General features: G+C 69.8%; 14 protein-coding genes. 8 read left to right on the top strand and 6 right to left on the bottom strand.

All coding sequences use genetic code 11. From position 1 onward, the window contains the following. The first annotated feature begins 102 nt into the window (after window positions 1-102). Window positions 103-1,746 (top strand): hypothetical protein, encoded by a 1,644-nt coding sequence (locus IEY79_RS26500; protein WP_189110136.1) that lies wholly within the window; start codon window positions 103-105, stop codon window positions 1,744-1,746. A gap of 388 nt (window positions 1,747-2,134) precedes the next feature. Here the strand turns inward: IEY79_RS26500 and IEY79_RS26495 are convergent, their stop codons facing one another. Beyond that, complete coding sequence (locus IEY79_RS26495; RefSeq protein ID WP_189110135.1) at window positions 2,135-3,004, bottom strand: LysR family transcriptional regulator; 870 nt, start codon at window positions 3,002-3,004, stop codon at window positions 2,135-2,137. Window positions 3,005-3,075: 71 nt separating this feature from the next. On the opposite strand from IEY79_RS26495, the gene IEY79_RS26490 reads away from it, so the two are divergent. Then, a complete protein-coding gene (locus tag IEY79_RS26490; protein WP_189110134.1) occupies window positions 3,076-3,492 on the top strand; it encodes an ester cyclase in 417 nt (138 codons plus the stop codon). Window positions 3,493-3,647: 155 nt separating this feature from the next. Continuing rightward, window positions 3,648-4,130 (top strand): cupin domain-containing protein, encoded by a 483-nt coding sequence (locus IEY79_RS26485; protein WP_189110133.1) that lies wholly within the window; start codon window positions 3,648-3,650, stop codon window positions 4,128-4,130. 10 nt (window positions 4,131-4,140) lie between these two features. Here IEY79_RS26485 and IEY79_RS26480 read toward each other — a convergent pair whose 3' ends face one another. Then, a complete protein-coding gene (locus tag IEY79_RS26480) occupies window positions 4,141-5,253 on the bottom strand; it encodes a threonine synthase (protein WP_189110132.1) in 1,113 nt (370 codons plus the stop codon). Window positions 5,254-5,409: 156 nt separating this feature from the next. On the opposite strand from IEY79_RS26480, the gene IEY79_RS26475 reads away from it, so the two are divergent. The 5 genes from IEY79_RS26475 to IEY79_RS26455 all read left to right on the top strand — a co-directional run bounded on the left by IEY79_RS26475 (window position 5,410) and on the right by IEY79_RS26455 (window position 10,314). Continuing rightward, window positions 5,410-6,162, top strand: a complete 753-nt coding sequence (locus IEY79_RS26475; RefSeq protein WP_189110131.1) for a GntR family transcriptional regulator — start codon at window positions 5,410-5,412, stop codon at window positions 6,160-6,162. Between the two features lie 266 nt (window positions 6,163-6,428). After that, window positions 6,429-6,608 carry an SPOR domain-containing protein gene (locus IEY79_RS26470; protein ID WP_189110130.1) on the top strand — a complete coding sequence of 60 codons (180 nt, stop codon included), beginning with the start codon at window positions 6,429-6,431 and terminating at the stop codon, window positions 6,606-6,608. A 66-nt stretch (window positions 6,609-6,674) separates the two neighbouring features. Then, window positions 6,675-7,094 carry an NUDIX hydrolase gene (locus IEY79_RS26465; RefSeq protein WP_189110129.1) on the top strand — a complete coding sequence of 140 codons (420 nt, stop codon included), beginning with the start codon at window positions 6,675-6,677 and terminating at the stop codon, window positions 7,092-7,094. An 89-nt stretch (window positions 7,095-7,183) separates the two neighbouring features. Continuing rightward, window positions 7,184-7,609, top strand: a complete 426-nt coding sequence (locus IEY79_RS26460; protein WP_189110128.1) for an ATP-binding protein — start codon at window positions 7,184-7,186, stop codon at window positions 7,607-7,609. 146 nt (window positions 7,610-7,755) lie between these two features. Then, the gene (locus IEY79_RS26455; protein WP_189110127.1) at window positions 7,756-10,314 is read left to right on the top strand and encodes a SpoIIE family protein phosphatase; all 2,559 of its coding nucleotides are present in this window, start codon (window positions 7,756-7,758) and stop codon (window positions 10,312-10,314) included. An 11-nt stretch (window positions 10,315-10,325) separates the two neighbouring features. Here the strand turns inward: IEY79_RS26455 and IEY79_RS26450 are convergent, their stop codons facing one another. The 4 genes from IEY79_RS26450 to IEY79_RS26435 all read right to left on the bottom strand — a co-directional run bounded on the left by IEY79_RS26450 (window position 10,326) and on the right by IEY79_RS26435 (window position 16,307). After that, the gene (locus tag IEY79_RS26450) at window positions 10,326-10,475 is read right to left on the bottom strand and encodes a hypothetical protein (protein WP_189110126.1); all 150 of its coding nucleotides are present in this window, start codon (window positions 10,473-10,475) and stop codon (window positions 10,326-10,328) included. Window positions 10,476-10,516: 41 nt separating this feature from the next. Continuing rightward, the gene (locus IEY79_RS26445; RefSeq protein ID WP_189110125.1) at window positions 10,517-12,586 is read right to left on the bottom strand and encodes a TPM domain-containing protein; all 2,070 of its coding nucleotides are present in this window, start codon (window positions 12,584-12,586) and stop codon (window positions 10,517-10,519) included. A gap of 205 nt (window positions 12,587-12,791) precedes the next feature. Then, window positions 12,792-14,285, bottom strand: a complete 1,494-nt coding sequence (locus tag IEY79_RS26440; RefSeq protein WP_189110124.1) for a glucoamylase family protein — start codon at window positions 14,283-14,285, stop codon at window positions 12,792-12,794. A 174-nt stretch (window positions 14,286-14,459) separates the two neighbouring features. Next, the gene (locus tag IEY79_RS26435; RefSeq protein ID WP_189110123.1) at window positions 14,460-16,307 is read right to left on the bottom strand and encodes a GH39 family glycosyl hydrolase; all 1,848 of its coding nucleotides are present in this window, start codon (window positions 16,305-16,307) and stop codon (window positions 14,460-14,462) included. Between the last annotated feature and the right edge of the window lie 48 nt (window positions 16,308-16,355).

The raw sequence follows: 16,355 nt of genomic DNA, 5'->3' as shown, positions 1-16,355 counted from the left end.
GGGCCCGTGACTGGGTCCTGAGGCCCTGCGGCTGGGCCCGGTCTCGTCCCTAGTCTCCCTTTCGCTCGGGGAAACGGGTGACGGCTTGGGCGAGGAGTCCGGATGAACGGCACGGAATGCGTACCGAGGTCGCGGCGCCGGCGTGACAGGGGTCAGGGCGGTGTCGAGTACGTGGCGATGATCGGCGTCGTCGCCGCGGTCGTCGCGGGGATCGTGGCGCTGACCGTTCCCGAGGACACGGCCGTGGGTCTTCAGGACGCGGTGTGCCGGATCGTCAACGCGGGTGATGGCGGTGAGGGCTGTGACTCCGGAGAGGGAGGCGGGGGCGACGACGGCGGAGGTAGCGGCGGGGGCAACGGCACACCCGAGGGCCCTCCGGGCGACCCGTTCCAGCCCGCGAAGTGCCTGCTCTCCCAGGAGCAGACGAAGGACACGGTCGTCGTCCAGATCGCCTTCATCAAGATCAGCGGCTCCGAGCAGGTCAAGCTTCAGCAGTGGTCGGACGGCACGGTCACCCTGGAGCGCGTTGGCGAGGGCGGCATCGGGGCGACGGCAAGCATCTCCGCCGGTATCCCCGGTCTGAAGGACTGGGGTGGCAGCGCGTCGCTGAGCGGCAGTTACATGAAGGGCAGCGGCAGCGGCGGCCAGTGGCTGTTCAACGGCAACAAGACCGGCGACCCGCAGAAGGACCTGGAGCTCAACCTGGAGGACGCCAGGAAGTTCGCCGGGTACCTCAAGCAGAACGACGGGTGCCGCTACCAGAGCGGCTACAACCCCGGTGCGGCGATGGGGGCTTGCCAGCAGGACGCGGCCTCCAAGAAGCCCGACCTGCCGCCGGAGCGGGCGCCGGACGTCGACATCACCAAGACCAGCACCGAGGCGGCGGGCAGCGTCAGCTTCGGCAAGTCCTTCACGAAGGGCAAGGGCGGGAAGGACAAGGACGGCAAGCCGACCGATCTCGGCAACATATCCGGTGAGTTCGGGACCGGCACCATGACCGAGGACGTCGTGGTCATGCGTGCCAACACCGGCCCGGACGCCGGGAAGATCACCTTCGTCTATACCTTCAGCGTCGACGCCAAGGGCGGCGAACTCGCCCAGGGCAAGGCCACTCGCATGCAGCAGGTCGCCGTCACCTACGACGCCGCGACCTACGACCAGGAGGAGAAGGACGGCAAGGAGCACCGGCCCGAGAAGCTGGTGATCACCACCAGCCAGGAGAACGGCGCGGGCGCCGGCGTCCAGGCCGGGGCAGGCGCCAACGTCCCCGGCACACCGGTCACCATCGACGTCGGCGGCGGTGGCGGCACCATCGAATCCAAGATCCACACCGAGTCCGCCGAACTGGTCCTCGACAACGACGGCGACAGCAAACTCGTCGAGGACTGGCTGCGCGGCCGCGGCGACTTCCCCGCAAGCGACGCCCTGCCCACCCCGTCGGAGGCGGCGGAGGCACCCGGCAGCGACGCGGGACCGCTGGAGCGCCTGCTCCACGACAAGGCCAAACTGTCCCGCCTGGACTACAACGCCAACACCGACTGGTGGAACGCCTCACTCGGCATCGGCTTCGGCGTCGCGGCCGGCCAGGTGACGATGGGGTTCAAGCTGTTCGGCATCGACATCACGCACGAGGAGAAGAACCAGACCATCACCGGCGACCCGACGTACGCCACAGGCCCGAAGAACGGTGGGGCCAGGCCGTGGGTGGAGTGGAAGAACTGCACCCAGACGCAGCCGATCGTGTAGCGGGCGAAACCAACGGTTTCGGACAAGTCGTCTCCGCTCACTCCGACGGCAGCGCGATGACTCCGAGACACAGTCCACGCCCCGAAAAGTCGGAGCCTCCGGTGAGCCGATGATCAAGCCGCAATCCGGAAGGCTCGGCCTGAAGGAGCGGAAGGGTCGTCGGTGGACGTGGGGGTCCAATTCCGAGGTCAGAGGGAACGGCCGCGCGGAAAAAGGCGGCACTGGCAGCGACGGAACGGTGGGTTCGGATCGGGCCAAGCCGGCATGGCGCGGGAGTTCATGGCGCGGGCGCACCGGCTGGTGGCACGTATCGAGAGGCTTGGCGAGCCTGGATGAGTCGGATCGGGATGCTCGGGGGCCGGTGCGGCCTTGGTTCGCGGCCCTGCCCCTAACCCCGCAGGCACTCGCGGGCCGACGCGCGGAACGCTGCCACCAGTCGGCCGCGGTCCGCGGAGCGGGTCGCCACGACCACGTGGCCCGCTTCGACGCCGTGCAGCGGGATCGTGGTGAGGTCGGGGCGGACGCCGGCCGCGTGCAGGGTTGCCGGGACGATGGCCACGGCCTGTCCGGCGGCGATGTGTTCGAGCTTGTCCTCGATCGACTCGACCGCCGGTCCGTCGGGCGCGGGACGGCCTCCGGGCCGTGGATCGATGCGCCAGTACGCGTCGTACTCCCGATCCGGAAAGCGCGGGATGGGCTCGCCCTCGATGTCGTCGAGGGTGACCGACTCCTTGCCCGCCAGCCGGTGTCCGACCGGGACGAGCAGCATCTTGGGCTCGTCGTGGAGGACCGTCACGTACAGGTCGTCGCTTCGCAGCGGCAGCCGGGTGACCGCCGCGTCGACGCGGCGGTCGAGCAGGGCCTCGCGCGGCTCGTTCCACTCCAGGTGCAGCGTGCGAACGTCGGCGTCGGGGTGCTTGCGCCGCAGGTGCTGGACCGCCGGGGTAATGATCAGGCCGGTGGTGTAGCCGACGGTGATACGGGTGGGTCGCGCGGCGGCCCGGGCGGTGGCCGCGGCCTGCTCGGACAGGCGCAGCAGATCGCGTGCGTGGGGGAGGAAAGCCTCTCCCGCTTCGGTGAGCCGGGTGCCCTGCCTCGTACGGTCGAGAAGCCGCGCACCCACCTGGGCCTCGAGCTGACCGATCTGCCGGCTCAGGGACGGCTGCGCGATATGCAGCTCGGCGGCGGCGCGGCCGAAGTGCAGGTGAGACGCGACGGCGACGAAGTAGCGAACCAGCCGGAGATGGAGATCCGTCATACCTGAATCGTATGACGTGTTCCAGAACAGGTCTTTGATCACTGTGGGTGTGCGTCCCTACCGTGAGATCCATGACTACTGACAACGAGATCGCGGTCCGGCGCTCCTACGAAGCCCTCGTCACCGGTGACACGGCGCTGGTCGACGACGCCCTCGCCCCCGACTGGGAGGCCGTCCCGCCCCTGCGTACCGGGAACGGCCCGGAGGGATGGAAGGCGACCATCAGTCACCTTCACGGGGCCCTCGGCGACCTGACCGTCGAGATCGAGAACATCGTGGTGAACGGGGACATGGTCGCGGTGATGGCGGTCACCCGCGCGAAGCACACCGGGCACCTGCTCGGCGTGGAAGGCACCGGCCGAGAGGTCGAGTTCCGGGCGGCGGACTTCCACCGGGTGCTCGACGGCCGGATCGTGCGGACCTGGCACCTGGAGGACTACTTCGCGATCGCGCGGCAGATCGGCTTGGAGTTCACACAGGGCGCTTGAGGGAGAGACGGGGACGGATCCCGCGCGTGGTTACCCTGTGTGAACGACGGGGACTTCGGCGGGGTCCCCGGGGCAGGGAAATCCGTGGTGGGCATGATGGCGTTGGCGTGACCGGCCGGCCACGCCTCGTACGTCGTGCCGAGGGAGTGCAGAACATGTCGTACCCGGAACCCCGCCACCACGGGGACAAGGGCGAGGTCAACGCGGTGTTCCGGCCCGCGAGTACCCCCGCCGACGTGCGGTCCCCGTCGGGCACCGAGACGCACTTCGTGGCGTCCAGCGTGTCGACCGGCGGTGAGTTCGGGCTCTACCGGATGGACATGGTGCCCAGGGGCGGCGGGCCGAGCACCCACTTCCACAAGACGATCTCGGAGTCCTTCTACATCCTGGAGGGCACGGTCCGGCTGCACGACGGTGAGCGCTGGATCGACGCGGAGAAGGGCGATTTCCTGTACGTGCCGCCGGGTGGACTGCACGGCTTCCGGAACGACTCGGACGAGCCCGCCTCCACGCTCATCCTCTTCGCGCCCGGCGCTCCGCGCGAGGAGTACTTCGAGAAGGTCTCCACGATCGGGCAGATGACGGACGAGGAGCGCACGGCGTTCTTCATCAAGCACGACACGTACTGGGTGGACTGACGGGGCGTCGTCAGATGGCGAGACCCGTCTTGGCGCCCGCGCCGCAGAGGGGGACGGCCACGGTGCGATCCGTCCACTCCCCGACGGCCGCCCAGCAGGCGACACCGGTTGACTCGACGAAGAGGCCGCGCGATGCCAACTCCATTTGCGCCACGCGAATCCGGTCCTCGGTCACGGTGAGGAAGGTCCCGCCCGACTCGCGTACCGCTCGCAGGATCTGGCGGGCGCGTGGTGGCCGCGGGATGGCGATGCCCTCGGCGAGAGTGGGAGCCGGGGGCTTGAGTGTCGCGAGGAATTCGGTGCCGAGGTCGTCTTCCCCCGCGTGGAAGGCGGCGGCCAGCGGTGAGACGGCCTCGGCCTGGACCGCGATCAACTGGGGTCGGTCCGCGATGAGTCCGTGCGCGTGGAGTTCGTTGATCGCCAGCGAGGCGCCGAGCAGCAGAGTGCCGTTGCCGACGGGAACGGCGATCGCCTCGGGGAGGCTGCCGCCGAGGTCCTCCCAGAGCTCGTAGACGTAGGTCTTCGTGCCGTGCAGGAAGTACGGGTTGTACACATGGCTCGCGTAGAACGTGCCCTCCTCGTCGGCCGCGGCGCGGGCGGCTCGCGCGGTCGCCTCACGGTCGCCCTGGACGCGTTTGAGGCGCGCGCCGTGGGCTCGGATCTGCTCGGTCTTCTTGGGCGACGTGGACTCCGGGACGTACACGGTGCAACTCAGCCCGGCCCGGGCGCAGTACGCGGCGACGGCCGTCCCCGCGTTGCCGCTGCTGTCGGCGACGACACGGTGGACGCGCTCCGGTCCCAGCCGCAGGGCCAGTTCGGCCAGCATGACGGCGCCCCGGTCCTTGAAGGAGAGGGTCGGCATCAGGAAGTCGAGCTTCGCGCAGACGGTGGGCGTCATCGGCACCAGCGGCGTACGGCCCTCGCCGAGCGACACGGCCTTTGTCGGGAGCGGCAGCGCCTCCTCGTACCGCCACAGTGAGTTCACGCGCTGCCCCAGGGACTTGAGGGGCACGGGCGCCGCGGTGAACTCCAGGTCCCAAGGGCTGCCGCACTCGGGGCAGCACCAGGGGGCCGAGTCGACGGCGGCGCGGACCCCGTCGACCGGGCAGAGGTACGTCGTCATACGACCAGCATGACAGGCCCCGGGGAAGCCGTACGCGGCAAAGCCCCTGCTGATAACCCATCTAGTCACTTCATGTTAAAGCCTGGCCTATGCTTGCGGGCAACAACCAACGGTTGCCAGGGTGTTGCTGTCTGTCAACTTGTTGGGAGTGGCCCTGTGGCTTTCGGTGAGCAGCCGGCCTATCTGCGCGTCGCGAGTGATCTTCGGCGGAAGATCGTCGATGGTGCTCTGCCGCCGCACACCCGACTGCCTTCCCAGGCCCGGATCCGCGAGGAGTACGGGGTCTCGGACACGGTCGCCCTCGAAGCCCGCAAGGTGCTGATGGCGGAAGGGCTCGTCGAGGGCCGTTCCGGGTCGGGCACCTACGTCCGTGAGAGGCCCGTCCCGCGCCGTATCGCCCGCTCCGGCTACCGGCCGCCGTCGGGCGCCAACCCCTTCCGGCAGGAGCAGGCCGAGGAAGGGATGCGCGGCACCTGGGAGTCGAGCAGCGAACGCGACGAGGTGGCCCCGGACATCGCGACGCGACTCGGCATACAACCGGGCGACCCCGCGATGCGTACGCGTTACGTCTTCAGGGACGCGGGGGAGCCGATGATGCTCTCCACCTCGTGGGAGCCCCTGGAGGTCACAGGACGCACGCCGGTGATGCTTCCCGAGGAGGGGCCGCTCGGGGGATGCGGGGTCGTGGAGCGGATGGCGGCCATCGGGGTCGTGGTGGACAACGTGGTGGAGGAGATCGGCGCGCGCCCGGGGCTGGCGGAGGAGCTCCTGTTGCTCGGCGGTGTACCCGGCCATGTGGTGATGGTCCTGGAGCGGACGTACTACGCGTCCGGCCGCGCGGTCGAAACGGCGGACGTGGTCGTCCCGGCGGACCGGTATCGCGTCGCCTATCACCTTCCGGTCAGATGACGGTCCCCTGACAACCGGCCGGCCGAACAGACCGCCCCGTAGGTCCGCGACGGGTGCCTGCTGCCTCAACAGGACGTCGTAAGCGGGGAGATGACGGGGACCTATGCGGGTGCGCCCTGGGGCTGCGAATCTTCTTGGCCAGATGTGTACCTCTTTGTGTAAACGCGCATCCGCTGAGTGAAGGTCAGGCGTAGGCTCGGGCATATGCGGATCGGGGTTTCCAACAGATCGTCCGAGTGGTGTGGACCGTTGGTGGGAGGGGCGCGATGAGCGACGGCGGGGCTGTGCTGCCCTGGCTGGTCATACGCCAGGACGACAACGGAAACCGGTATCGCGTGGGCAGGTACGCCACGAAGGACGAGGCGCAGAAGACCGCCGACAGCCTCGGCATCAAGGGCGCCAAGCAGCTCTACTGGGTCGAGCGCCTGCAGCAGACCAGCCGCTGACCTCGCGGACCGCGGATCGCGCCCCCTCGTCGAGTACGCACGGACGAGCGCGTTACGATCCGGCGCATGAGTGACGGCGGAGCTGCAACGGTCTTGATCGACACGGTCGCGTGGGTCCGGGTGGAGCAGGGCAGGATCCTCTGTGCGCGTTCCCGCGGGAAGGATGTCTTCTACATCCCCGGGGGTAAGCGCGAAGGCGCGGAGACCGATCTGGAGACCCTGGTACGTGAGGTCGAGGAGGAACTGGCCGTGGCCGTTCTTCCGGCCACGGTGACCCATCTGGGTACGTACGAGGCCCAGGCCCATGGCCAGCCCGACGGTGTCCTCGTCCGGATGAGCTGCTACTCCGGCGACTACCGGGGCACGCCGGCCGCCACGAACGAGATCGAGGAGATCGGCTGGCTTTCCTACGGCGACCGGAGCCGGGTGGCTCCCGTGGACCAGCTTCTCTTCGACGACCTCAGGGCGTCGGGCGAGCTGACATGACCTCCCGTCAAGATAGATCGTCTTTGTTTCCGGGTATGTGCTGACAAGCCCTCCTGTAAGGGGCACGGGTCCGCTGTCAGTCTGGGGAAGTGGTCGGCTTGATCGAGGCGGAGAGCACCTACGCCGAGTGGACCTTCCCTGCCGAGCCGGATGCCGTACGCACCGCACGCCACGCGGTACGCGATGCCCTCGGCGCCTGGCTGCTGGACCACTCCGTTCGCGATACGGCTGTCCTGCTGGTCAGTGAGCTGGCCACCAATTCCCTGCAGTACACACAGGGGCCGATCGGTGTCAGGCTGGCTGTCGTCCCCTTGGGCCCCGCGGACCTCACCGGTGCCGCACTGCTGGTGGAGGTGTCCGATCCGCTCCCCGATCCGCCGACCGCACGGTCCGCCGGCCCCGACGACGAAGGCGGCCGCGGGCTCCAGCTCGTCGCTTGCTCGGCACGGCGCTGGGGTACACGCCGGGGGAAGACGGGTAAGACGGTGTGGTTCGAGCTGCCCCTCCCTGGTTAGGAGTGTTGAGGGACAACGATCACGAGGGTCTCGGCTCAAAAAGAACGAGACTGTGCTGTGATCGTGAACGCCGTGCCTGTCAGGGCCGTAGTGCTGAATACTGCGGGGATGGCCGGTCCGGTGCGTGAGCTGGAGGGGACGGTCGCGTGAGCGAGATATCTGGAACGGCGGACGACGTCGTGTGGCAGAGCAGTCCGCCCGGCTCGATCTATGACTACATAAGGGTCGCTTCCTTCTCGATCGGGCCCGACGGGCTGGTCGACCAGTGGAGTCTGCGTGCCGCTGAGCTGTTCGGAATCACTCCGGACCAGGTCAGGGGCAAGGACCCGGTCGAGGTGTTCGTACCTTCCGACCTCCGTACGCGAGGGCACAGCAAGATCGCTGAGATCCTCGACGGCAAGGAGTGGACGGGGCTCGTCCCGTTCCGCGTGCCCGGCGAACGTGGCCTGCACGGCCTCGCCGAGGTCTATGTGATGCCCAGTGAGACGGAGAACGGCGAACGGGCCGCGCTCTGCATCGTGGTGGACGTCCGAGCGCTGCGCCGCATCGAGACGGATCTCGCCTCTTCGCAGGCGATTTTCGGTCAATCTCCCTTCGGCTTCGTGCTGTTCGGCACGGACCTCACCGTCCAGCGGGCCAACCAGCGCTTCGCCGCGGTCTTCGGAGGCTCCGCGGACGAGCACCGCGGCCGCACGGTCCACGACTATCTCTCCCGTCCCGAGGCCGAACGGTTGAACGCCTCTCTCAAGCGGGTCCTGGAAACCGGCGAATCGGCCACCGACATCCAGATCGTCGGCGTCACCCCGGGCGGCAAGGAACGCCGGCACTGGTCGGTCAACCTCTACCGCGTACTCAGCGGAGCCGGCCGCACGATCGGGGTCGCCGGGCTCGGCAGCGACGTCACACGGCGTCAGATCGCCGCACGCGAGGCCGCGAGCGCCCGCCGCAATCTCGCGATCCTCAACGAGGCGAGCGCCCGGATAGGCAACTCCCTCGACCTGGAGACCACCGCCAAGGAACTCCTCGACGTCTCCGTCCCCGGCTTCTGCGACCTCGCGTCCGTCGACCTCTACCAGGGGCTGCTCACCGGGGAGGAGGCCCCGCCCGGACGCGGTGGCTCCTCCGGCTCCGATTCCGGCGGTGGCAGCGCGGCCCTGCGGCGAGTCGCCGTCGCCAGCGCCGTCGCCGACGCGCCCCTGCTCGGAGCCGACCTGACGGGCGAAGGCGCGGTCGAGCCTCCGTCGGCCGGTGCCGTCCACCGGTACCCCTTCAACTCGCCTTGTGCGAACGCCCTGCGGACCGGGCGAGTCCAGACCGTGCCCGGCGGGCCCGGCAGCCTCATCCAGTCCACCTTCGCCGTGCCGATGGTCGCGCACGACACCGTGGTGGGACTCGCCCAGTTCTCCAGGACCAAGGGCAGCGAGCCCTTCGGCGAACGGGACCGCGCCCTGGCCGTGGAACTCGCGGCGCGCGCCGCCGTCTGTATCGACAACGCCCGCCTCTACCGGAGGGAGCACGAACGCGCGCTGATACTGCAGCGCAGTCTGCTCCCGCCCGGCGACCCGGAGGCCGCCGGGCTGGACATAGCCTGCCGCTATCTGCCGGGCAACACCGCCACCGAGGTAGGCGGCGACTGGTTCGACGTCATAGAACTGCCGGGACACCGGACGGCGTTGGTCGTCGGCGACGTGATGGGACGGGGGCTGCGCGCCGCCGTCGCCATGGGCGAGCTGCGCACAGCCGTCCGTACCCTGGCACTGCTGGACCTGGAGCCCGCCGAGGTCCTCTCCGCGCTGGACGAGATCGCCCGTGGCCTCGGCACTCCGAGCGGCGCCCAGCAGGCCTCCCGCGTCGCCCACAAGTCGCGCGACGCCGACCTCTCCGAGGTGTATCTCGCGACCTGCGTCTACGCCGTCTACGACCCGGTCACCCGCCGCTGCACCTTCGCCAACGCCGGGCATCCCCCTCCGGTGCTGGTCGAACCCGGTGAGGAGGCGCTGCTCCTCGACGTACCGCCAGGGATGCCCCTCGGTGTCGGTGGAGAGCCCTTCGAGCAGGTCGAGGTCGACCTTCCCGAGGACGCACTGCTCGCGCTCTACACGGACGGTCTCGTCGAGTCGCGCGACCATCCCATCGACGAAGGGCTGACGGCTTTCCGCCGAGCGCTCACCAGCCCCGTACGCCCCCTGGAAGACGTCTGCGACCACGTACTCAACACGCTCGACACCCGGCACGGTGAGGACGACATCGCGCTGCTGATGGCCCGAATACAGGGCCTGCCCGCCGAAGCCGTCGGCGACTGGCAACTGCCGCGTGAGCCGCGCTCCGTCGGCCGAGCCCGCGAGGTCGCCCGCGCCCAGCTCCACTCCTGGGGCCTCGAACCGCTGGTGGACACCGTCGAACTGCTCGTCAGCGAGCTGGTCACCAACGCCATGCGCTACGGCGAGGGCGAGATCAGGCTCCGGCTGCTCCGTGACCGCACGCTGGTCTGCGAGGTGTGGGACGCCGGTCTCGTACAGCCGCGCAGGCGACGCGCGCGCGACACCGACGAAGGTGGTCGCGGGCTCCAACTGGTCGGACTGCTCAGCGCCGCCTGGGGGTCGCGCCGCACCCCACGCGGCAAGACGGTCTGGTTCGAACTCGCCCTGCCCGACGGGGACTCGACTGCGGAGCCCACCGTCGAACAGCTCCTCAGTATGTTCTGAAACCAAGTCACTCACCCCGGCCGACCCACGAGAAGGCGTCGGCCGGAGGGGACTGCCCACTCCCACTTGCCCGTCACCCCGGCCTCCGCCCGGACCAGCGATTCGTCGACATCGGCCTTCGACGGCTGGGCGACACCGCCGAGAACGGTCCGCCTGGACATCGAGCTGCTCCTTCTTCGCGCGAGGGACAAAGGGGATCGCCTCAGAAACGGCCGCCGCTGCCCATCCGGCCGCCAGTGCCGGCGCCCCCGAAACTGCCAGGACCAGCACCACGACCGCCCCCGTCACCGCCGCCCAAACCCCCGCCAAAGCCGCCACCCCCACCAAGTCCACCTCCGCCGCCGATCAGGCCGCCGAGGATGATTCCGCCGAGCACGGCACCGCCGAGCCCGTTTCCTGCCCCTGTTACACCGCCCGCGCCGAACCGGTTCCCGAACGACCGCACATCGCGCTCGGCGAGGTTCTGTGCCTGCCTGGCGAGACCGTCCGCGTGCTGGGCCTCGGCGAGTGCACCCTGCACGTCGCCCAGTTCCGTCAGCGTCCCGGCCTGGTCGAGCCGTCGCTGTGCCTCCGCCAGCCGGGTGCGGGCCTCGCTGCCCACCCCACCGCGATGCGTCGAGATGTAGCCGGCCGCGGCGCCGACCGCCGAGCGGGCACCGAGCGACGCAAGGTCGAGAAGCGCCAGTGCCCTGCGTCCACCCACTTCGCGCTCGCGCGCGCCCGCGAGGGCCTCGTCCAGCACCGCGTCCGCCTCCTCGACCCTGCGCAGGGCGTCGATCGGGTCGTGCGGCCCGGCGGCCCGTTCCTGCCGCACGTCGGCGATCACCGCGTCGGCACGCGCGATCCGCCCCTCGAGGTCCGCGGTGGGTGTCCCTTCCGCCATGCTTTCGAGCAGGTCGCGAGTGTCCGCCAGATCGGTCTCCAAGTCGGTCAGCGCGCCGGGGAGTCTGCCTGCCGCCTCGGCCAGTTCGAGTGCGCGCCGCTCCACCGTCTCGACCAGGGTCGCCGCCTGCCCGACGGCGCTCTCCGCCGCACGCACATGCACCGCCGCGGCTCCGTTGTCGCCCGCCTCGATCGAGCGGCGCGCGTCGTCCAGGTTCGTCGTCGCGAACACCAGCCGGTCGTCCGCCTGTTCCACAGCACCGTCGACGGGGGCCGATGCCGACTCCGCGTACCGCTCCCGCATCGCGGCGAGGGTGCCGGCGGCCGTGACGGTCCTCCCGCTCAGCCCCCGGAAAGCGGCCTCGGCGGCGGTCAGCGTCTCCGGGGCGTCTCGTTGCCTGGCACGCAGCCGGTCGAAGTCCGCCGACCGGGCGTCCAGTCGGCTGTTGGCGTCCGTACACCGGGCGACGATCTCGTCCAGCACGCGGCGTCGGTCGTCGTCTTCCTCGGGTAACGCGTCGTCCAGTTGCTGGCGCAGCCGGAAGGCGGACGCCAGCTCGCCCTTCGCGTACGTCACGGCATCTTGAAACGGTCGCGCCTCCTTTTCCCCGAACTGCGAAGTGGCGAGGTGGAGTTCCTCCTCGCTGGTGCGCACGGCGTCGTCGGTCTCGACGAGTGCCTCTCCCGCCCTGCGGTCGAGCTCCGGCAGCGGAGTGCGCGGCGACTGCCCCGTGTCCCCCCAGCCTCCCTGGCCTCCCCTCGGTGTTGTACGGGTCGAGGCACGGCGCCTGCGTTTGATGGAGGCGTACGCGGCGAGAGCCGCAGCTCCGCCCACCAGGACGACAGGCAGGACGAGTGCGCTGCCCGACCGGTTGGAGGCGGCCTCGCCGTCCGTGTCCGCCGGGCCGGGAGAGACGGCGGGCGTGGGAATGGGCGTGCCGGCCGCAGCCGCGCGGTAGCCGTCGGCCGCTCCGATCGCCGCTCCCGCCCAGTCGTTCTCCCGGAGGGCGGGTTCGACGGCCGTTCTCGCCACCTCCGCGAGCTTGCTCTTCGTAAGAGGGGGGTCGGCCGCGGCGGAGTACGCGTACTGCCGGTCATGAGTGGCGACGGCGAGCAGGATGTCGTCGCGGCCGAGACTGTTTCGCTCGGCGGTCGCGGCGACCCAGCTCTGTCCGGCCCTCCCGGAGAAGTCGCGCACATAGACGACGAAGAGATGGATACGGGCGTCGCTGTACAGCCGGTCGAGCGATGTGGTCACCGCCCGCTGCCGGCCTTCGAGTGCGTCGACCTTGTCGGTGATCTGTCCCTGATGCGAAAGGGTGGCGGGATCCTCGGCGTGCGCGTCCGGCGAGACGGCGGGCATCAGCAGCCACCCGGACGTCAGCAGCATGGCCAGGAGGCTCCGGCCAGCTGTTCGAGTCCGGATACGACTTGCTGTCCGCGTCACATTTGGGAGGCTATGTCCGCCATCGGTGGTCCGCGACCGGACTGTGTGCCCAGTGCGGGCGCCTGAGGCGCCGGGGGCCTCGGTGCCGTTCCGACCGGCGCCACTACGGCTGTGGCGCCGGTCGATCTCTCGCAGCCCGGGGCGGGACTCAGATGCTGAAGCGCTCCTTCGCCAGCATCGGGCGGATACGGGAGGCGAAACCGCCGCTGCGGAAGGGGCGCTGCAGCAGTCCGGGGCGCAGTTCCTGGGCGAGAGCGGCGGCGATCATGCCCTGGTCCAGAGCGAGAGCGGAGCCGCTGACGTGTCCGGTCCCCACATTGACCGAGTCCCGGAAACCGAAGCCGTCCTCGTACGCGCCGAAGTCGGCGGCGATCGCCTTGAGGTTGGCGAGGGCTTCCGACCGGGCGTAGGGGAGGGCGAGGAACGAGGCGTGCGGGGTCACGACCCCGTTGGTGTAGGCGGAGGCGGGAGGCAGCGGCTCGCCGTGCGTGACATAGGTGCGGTCGGTGTTCGAGGCGTATCCGTCGATGTTCATGCCGATCGCGTCGACGCCGTACTCCTGGTAACCACCTTCGGGCACCTCGGAGGGGGAGAATCCCCAGTAGCCGTACTCCGCCTCCTCCAGTCCGTGCTCGATCTGGGAGCGGACGAAGCGGCGGTGGGTGGTGCCCCATGAACGGGGGGACCACTCCGGCTCGGGCACGAACAGCGGCACCATCAGGGCTTCGAACATCGAGCCGCCCCAGGTCGGGACCAGCTTGCGGCCCCGGTAGGTGTAATGCCCCTGCCAGAGACGGACGCCGTCGACGGTGTCGTACGCCCCGCCGGGCGACTGCTCCTGACCGTGCTCGGGGAGCATTGTGCGGAACATGTGCCAGTAGTGGTCCGAGGGAATGCTGCCGTCGGCGATCCCCAGATAGCTGGCCATGCGCGGCTCGGTGTTGAGCGCCCCGTAATGGTGTGCCGTCGGCTCGCCGGTGTCGGTCCAGAAACCGCCGCGGAGCTGGCCGGGGCCGGCCACCGGGTCCGCGGCGTCGTAGGGCGTGTAGAAGTACGACCAGTCGGCGCTGGCGAGGAGCCTCGCGATGCGGGGGCGCAGCCGGCTGTCCGCGTCCGCGGCGATGAGCAGACCCGTCACCAGCCACGCGTTGTCGACCGACGAGAGGAAGGGACGGACCGGGTCGCCGGTGCCCGGCCAACTGGTGAGCACCGAGCCGTCGTGGGCGTCGTACCAGTTGAGCCAGAAGCCGTGGTGACGTTCGAGCTTCTCGACGGCCGTGACGGTGAGGTCGAGCCGGCGGCGCAGGGTGTCCTGGTCGATGACGCCGAGCCCGGCGGCCGCCACGGTGGACCACAGACCGCAGCCGATGTTGGTCGGTGAGGTGTTCTGCGAGGGGACGGGCCCGCCCGGGGCTTCGAGGTCGATCTTGTCGGCGGCGAGACCGATGTCGGTCGTCATCGCCTCGATCGAGTGATACGTATCGCGGAACCAGCGACGCAGCAGCGGTGTATCAGAGGCATGAACAACACGAGCACGCGACGCGGACACGGCCGGCGCGGATATGGCGGGTGTGGCGACGGTTCCGAGGGACAGGGCGGTGGCCCCTGTACCCGCGGCGGCGAGAAATGTACGACGGTCCATGAGAGTCCAGCTCCCCTTGGCAGATGTGGAGTTGTGGCCAGGGTCGGTGCCTGGGCCAGGTCTTTGGCCGCCGCCATGGCCGGAAGAATGGGCGGAGGCCCGGCCATGGCGGCGGTGTTGGCACGAGGGCCGACGGCTGTCAGGTGCCGCCGGCCCCCGGGACTGTGGGGGCGATCAGGCGCGGGTGAGGCGCAGGAAGCGGATGCCGGGGTTGGGCAGTGGGACGGTCAGCGTCGCCGTGCCCGCGTCGTCCGCGACGAAGGGCCCGAGGGGCTCCGCCGGCAGCTCGTCCGCGGAGCGCAGCTTCGCCCACTGGGGCTCGTCCGGCCAGTCGCCGCCGCCGAGGTCGTTCCAGACGGCCTGGATGTTGCCGTGCTGCTCGTCGACCCGGCGGGAGGAGGCGGTGTATCCCGCGCCGGGCTCAAGTCCGGTGACTCGCACGATCGCCGTGCGGTCCAGGGGCGCGGAGCCGTCGATCTTGGACTGGTCGAGGGTGCCGTTCCAGAGCAGGACGTCGACCGTGGAGCTGTCGTCGGCCCGGGTGGCCAGGGACTCCACCAGCGCCTCGGCGCCGTCGCCCGTGACGACGGCGGGGATCCGTCCGCCGGCCAGCTGGGAGAGGAGATAGAGCGCCCAGAAGCGCGGCTTGCGGAGGTTGCCGACCGTCAGCAGGCCGAATCCGCCATGGAAGAGACGGGGCGGCCAGCCCAGTTCCTCGAACTGGTCGGAGGCGACCCAGTAGGCGAGCGCGTCGGTCGACGACAGCGCGCTCTTCATGCCGCGCAGGACGAACGGAGCGGCGAAGACGGAGTCGCTGACCCGGTGGAAGTGGGTGGGGGTGACACCCCACTCGGTCCACAGGATCTCCGGCTCGGGACGTCCGGTCGCCTCCGCGAACGCGCGGGTCATGGGGCGGAAGTCGAGTGGGGCGTTGCCATAGGTGTGGGTGGAGATGAAGTCGACGGGCACGTCGCGCTCCTGGCAGTACTCAAGGAGGGCGCCGACCCAGCCGGCCGCGGCGGACGACGGGCCGCCGACCTTGATCCGCTCGTCGACACCCTTCACGGCGCGGACAGCGACTTCGTACAGCCGGTGATAGTCGTCCTGGGTGCCGTTCCAGAAGACTTCCAGATTGGCCTCGTTCCAGACCTCGAACTCCCAGCCCGCGACGGTGTCCTTGCCGTACCGGTCCTGGAGGTGGACGGTCAACTCGCGGCAGAGATCGCCCCAGTGCTCCCACACGGCGGGCTTGGACACCAGTGCCCGGTAGTCGAAGACCGTGTAATGGGGGTCGGCGGCCAGTTCCTTCGGCATGAAGGAGAGTTCGACGACGGGCTGGAGCCCCGTCGCCAGGAAGCGGTCGTAGACCTCGTCCAGGCCGGAGAAGTCGAAGGAGCCGTCCGGCTGGACGGTCAGTGTCTCCGGGAGGAAGGTGCCGTGCGCCCGCACGGAGCGGACGCCGATCTCGTCGCGGACGATCTCCAGGGCCCGGGCGTACTCCTTCGCGACGTCCGAGCCGCCGGCGCCGGGCTTGTCCCAGGCCAGCAGGGAGAAGTGCTCGGCGCCCATCATCCTGTTCCAGACGCCGGGGAGAGGAGTACCGGGTACCGCGGCGTCAACCGTGACGGTGACCGGGGCAGGGCCGGAGTCGGCGGACATGGCGCGGGCGAAGGCCGCCTCGGAGAGGGAACCAGCTCCGGTGTCGGACCAGGTGGCGACCTTGTAGTGGTGGATACGACCGGGCTCGACGCGAGTGTCTGCGTAAGGGGGATGGGGCACGGCGAGCACATCGCCGCCGAGGTGGTCGAGCGGTTCGTAGGGGCCGTCGACGGAGTCGGCACGGTGTACGAGATAGCCGAGCGCGCCCGCAACCGGTTGCCAGGTCAGCAGCACATGGCCGGTGCCGTCCTCGGCGGACAGGCCGACGGGGGCGGGGAGTTCCCCGATGCCGGTGAGCCGCTGATCGCTGGGCTTCCCGATACGGGTCTCCCAGTCGGCGCGAGCGGTGGACTTCTCGGTCATAGCGGTACAAACCTTTTCGTCGATGAGTGCGCGGCGGTAGGGCGGCGG

The organism is Streptomyces camponoticapitis (assembly GCF_014646115.1).
Classification (GTDB): domain Bacteria; phylum Actinomycetota; class Actinomycetes; order Streptomycetales; family Streptomycetaceae; genus Streptomyces; species Streptomyces camponoticapitis.
This window is presented reverse-complemented; position numbering and strand designations above follow the sequence as displayed.

Bases quoted from the DNA above. Each gene is read 5' to 3' on its own strand.
- IEY79_RS26500 (WP_189110136.1), top strand. From the start codon at position 103: ATGAACGGCACGGAATGCGTACCGAGGTCGCGGCGCCGGCGTGACAGG.
- IEY79_RS26495 (WP_189110135.1), bottom strand. From the start codon at position 3,004: ATGACGGATCTCCATCTCCGGCTGGTTCGCTACTTCGTCGCCGTCGCG.
- IEY79_RS26490 (WP_189110134.1), top strand. From the start codon at position 3,076: ATGACTACTGACAACGAGATCGCGGTCCGGCGCTCCTACGAAGCCCTC.
- IEY79_RS26485 (WP_189110133.1), top strand. From the start codon at position 3,648: ATGTCGTACCCGGAACCCCGCCACCACGGGGACAAGGGCGAGGTCAAC.
- IEY79_RS26480 (WP_189110132.1), bottom strand. From the start codon at position 5,253: ATGACGACGTACCTCTGCCCGGTCGACGGGGTCCGCGCCGCCGTCGAC.
- IEY79_RS26470 (WP_189110130.1), top strand. From the start codon at position 6,429: ATGAGCGACGGCGGGGCTGTGCTGCCCTGGCTGGTCATACGCCAGGAC.
- IEY79_RS26465 (WP_189110129.1), top strand. From the start codon at position 6,675: ATGAGTGACGGCGGAGCTGCAACGGTCTTGATCGACACGGTCGCGTGG.
- IEY79_RS26450 (WP_189110126.1), bottom strand. From the start codon at position 10,475: ATGTCCAGGCGGACCGTTCTCGGCGGTGTCGCCCAGCCGTCGAAGGCC.
- IEY79_RS26445 (WP_189110125.1), bottom strand. From the start codon at position 12,586: ATGCTGCTGACGTCCGGGTGGCTGCTGATGCCCGCCGTCTCGCCGGAC.
- IEY79_RS26440 (WP_189110124.1), bottom strand. From the start codon at position 14,285: ATGGACCGTCGTACATTTCTCGCCGCCGCGGGTACAGGGGCCACCGCC.
- IEY79_RS26435 (WP_189110123.1), bottom strand. From the start codon at position 16,307: ATGACCGAGAAGTCCACCGCTCGCGCCGACTGGGAGACCCGTATCGGG.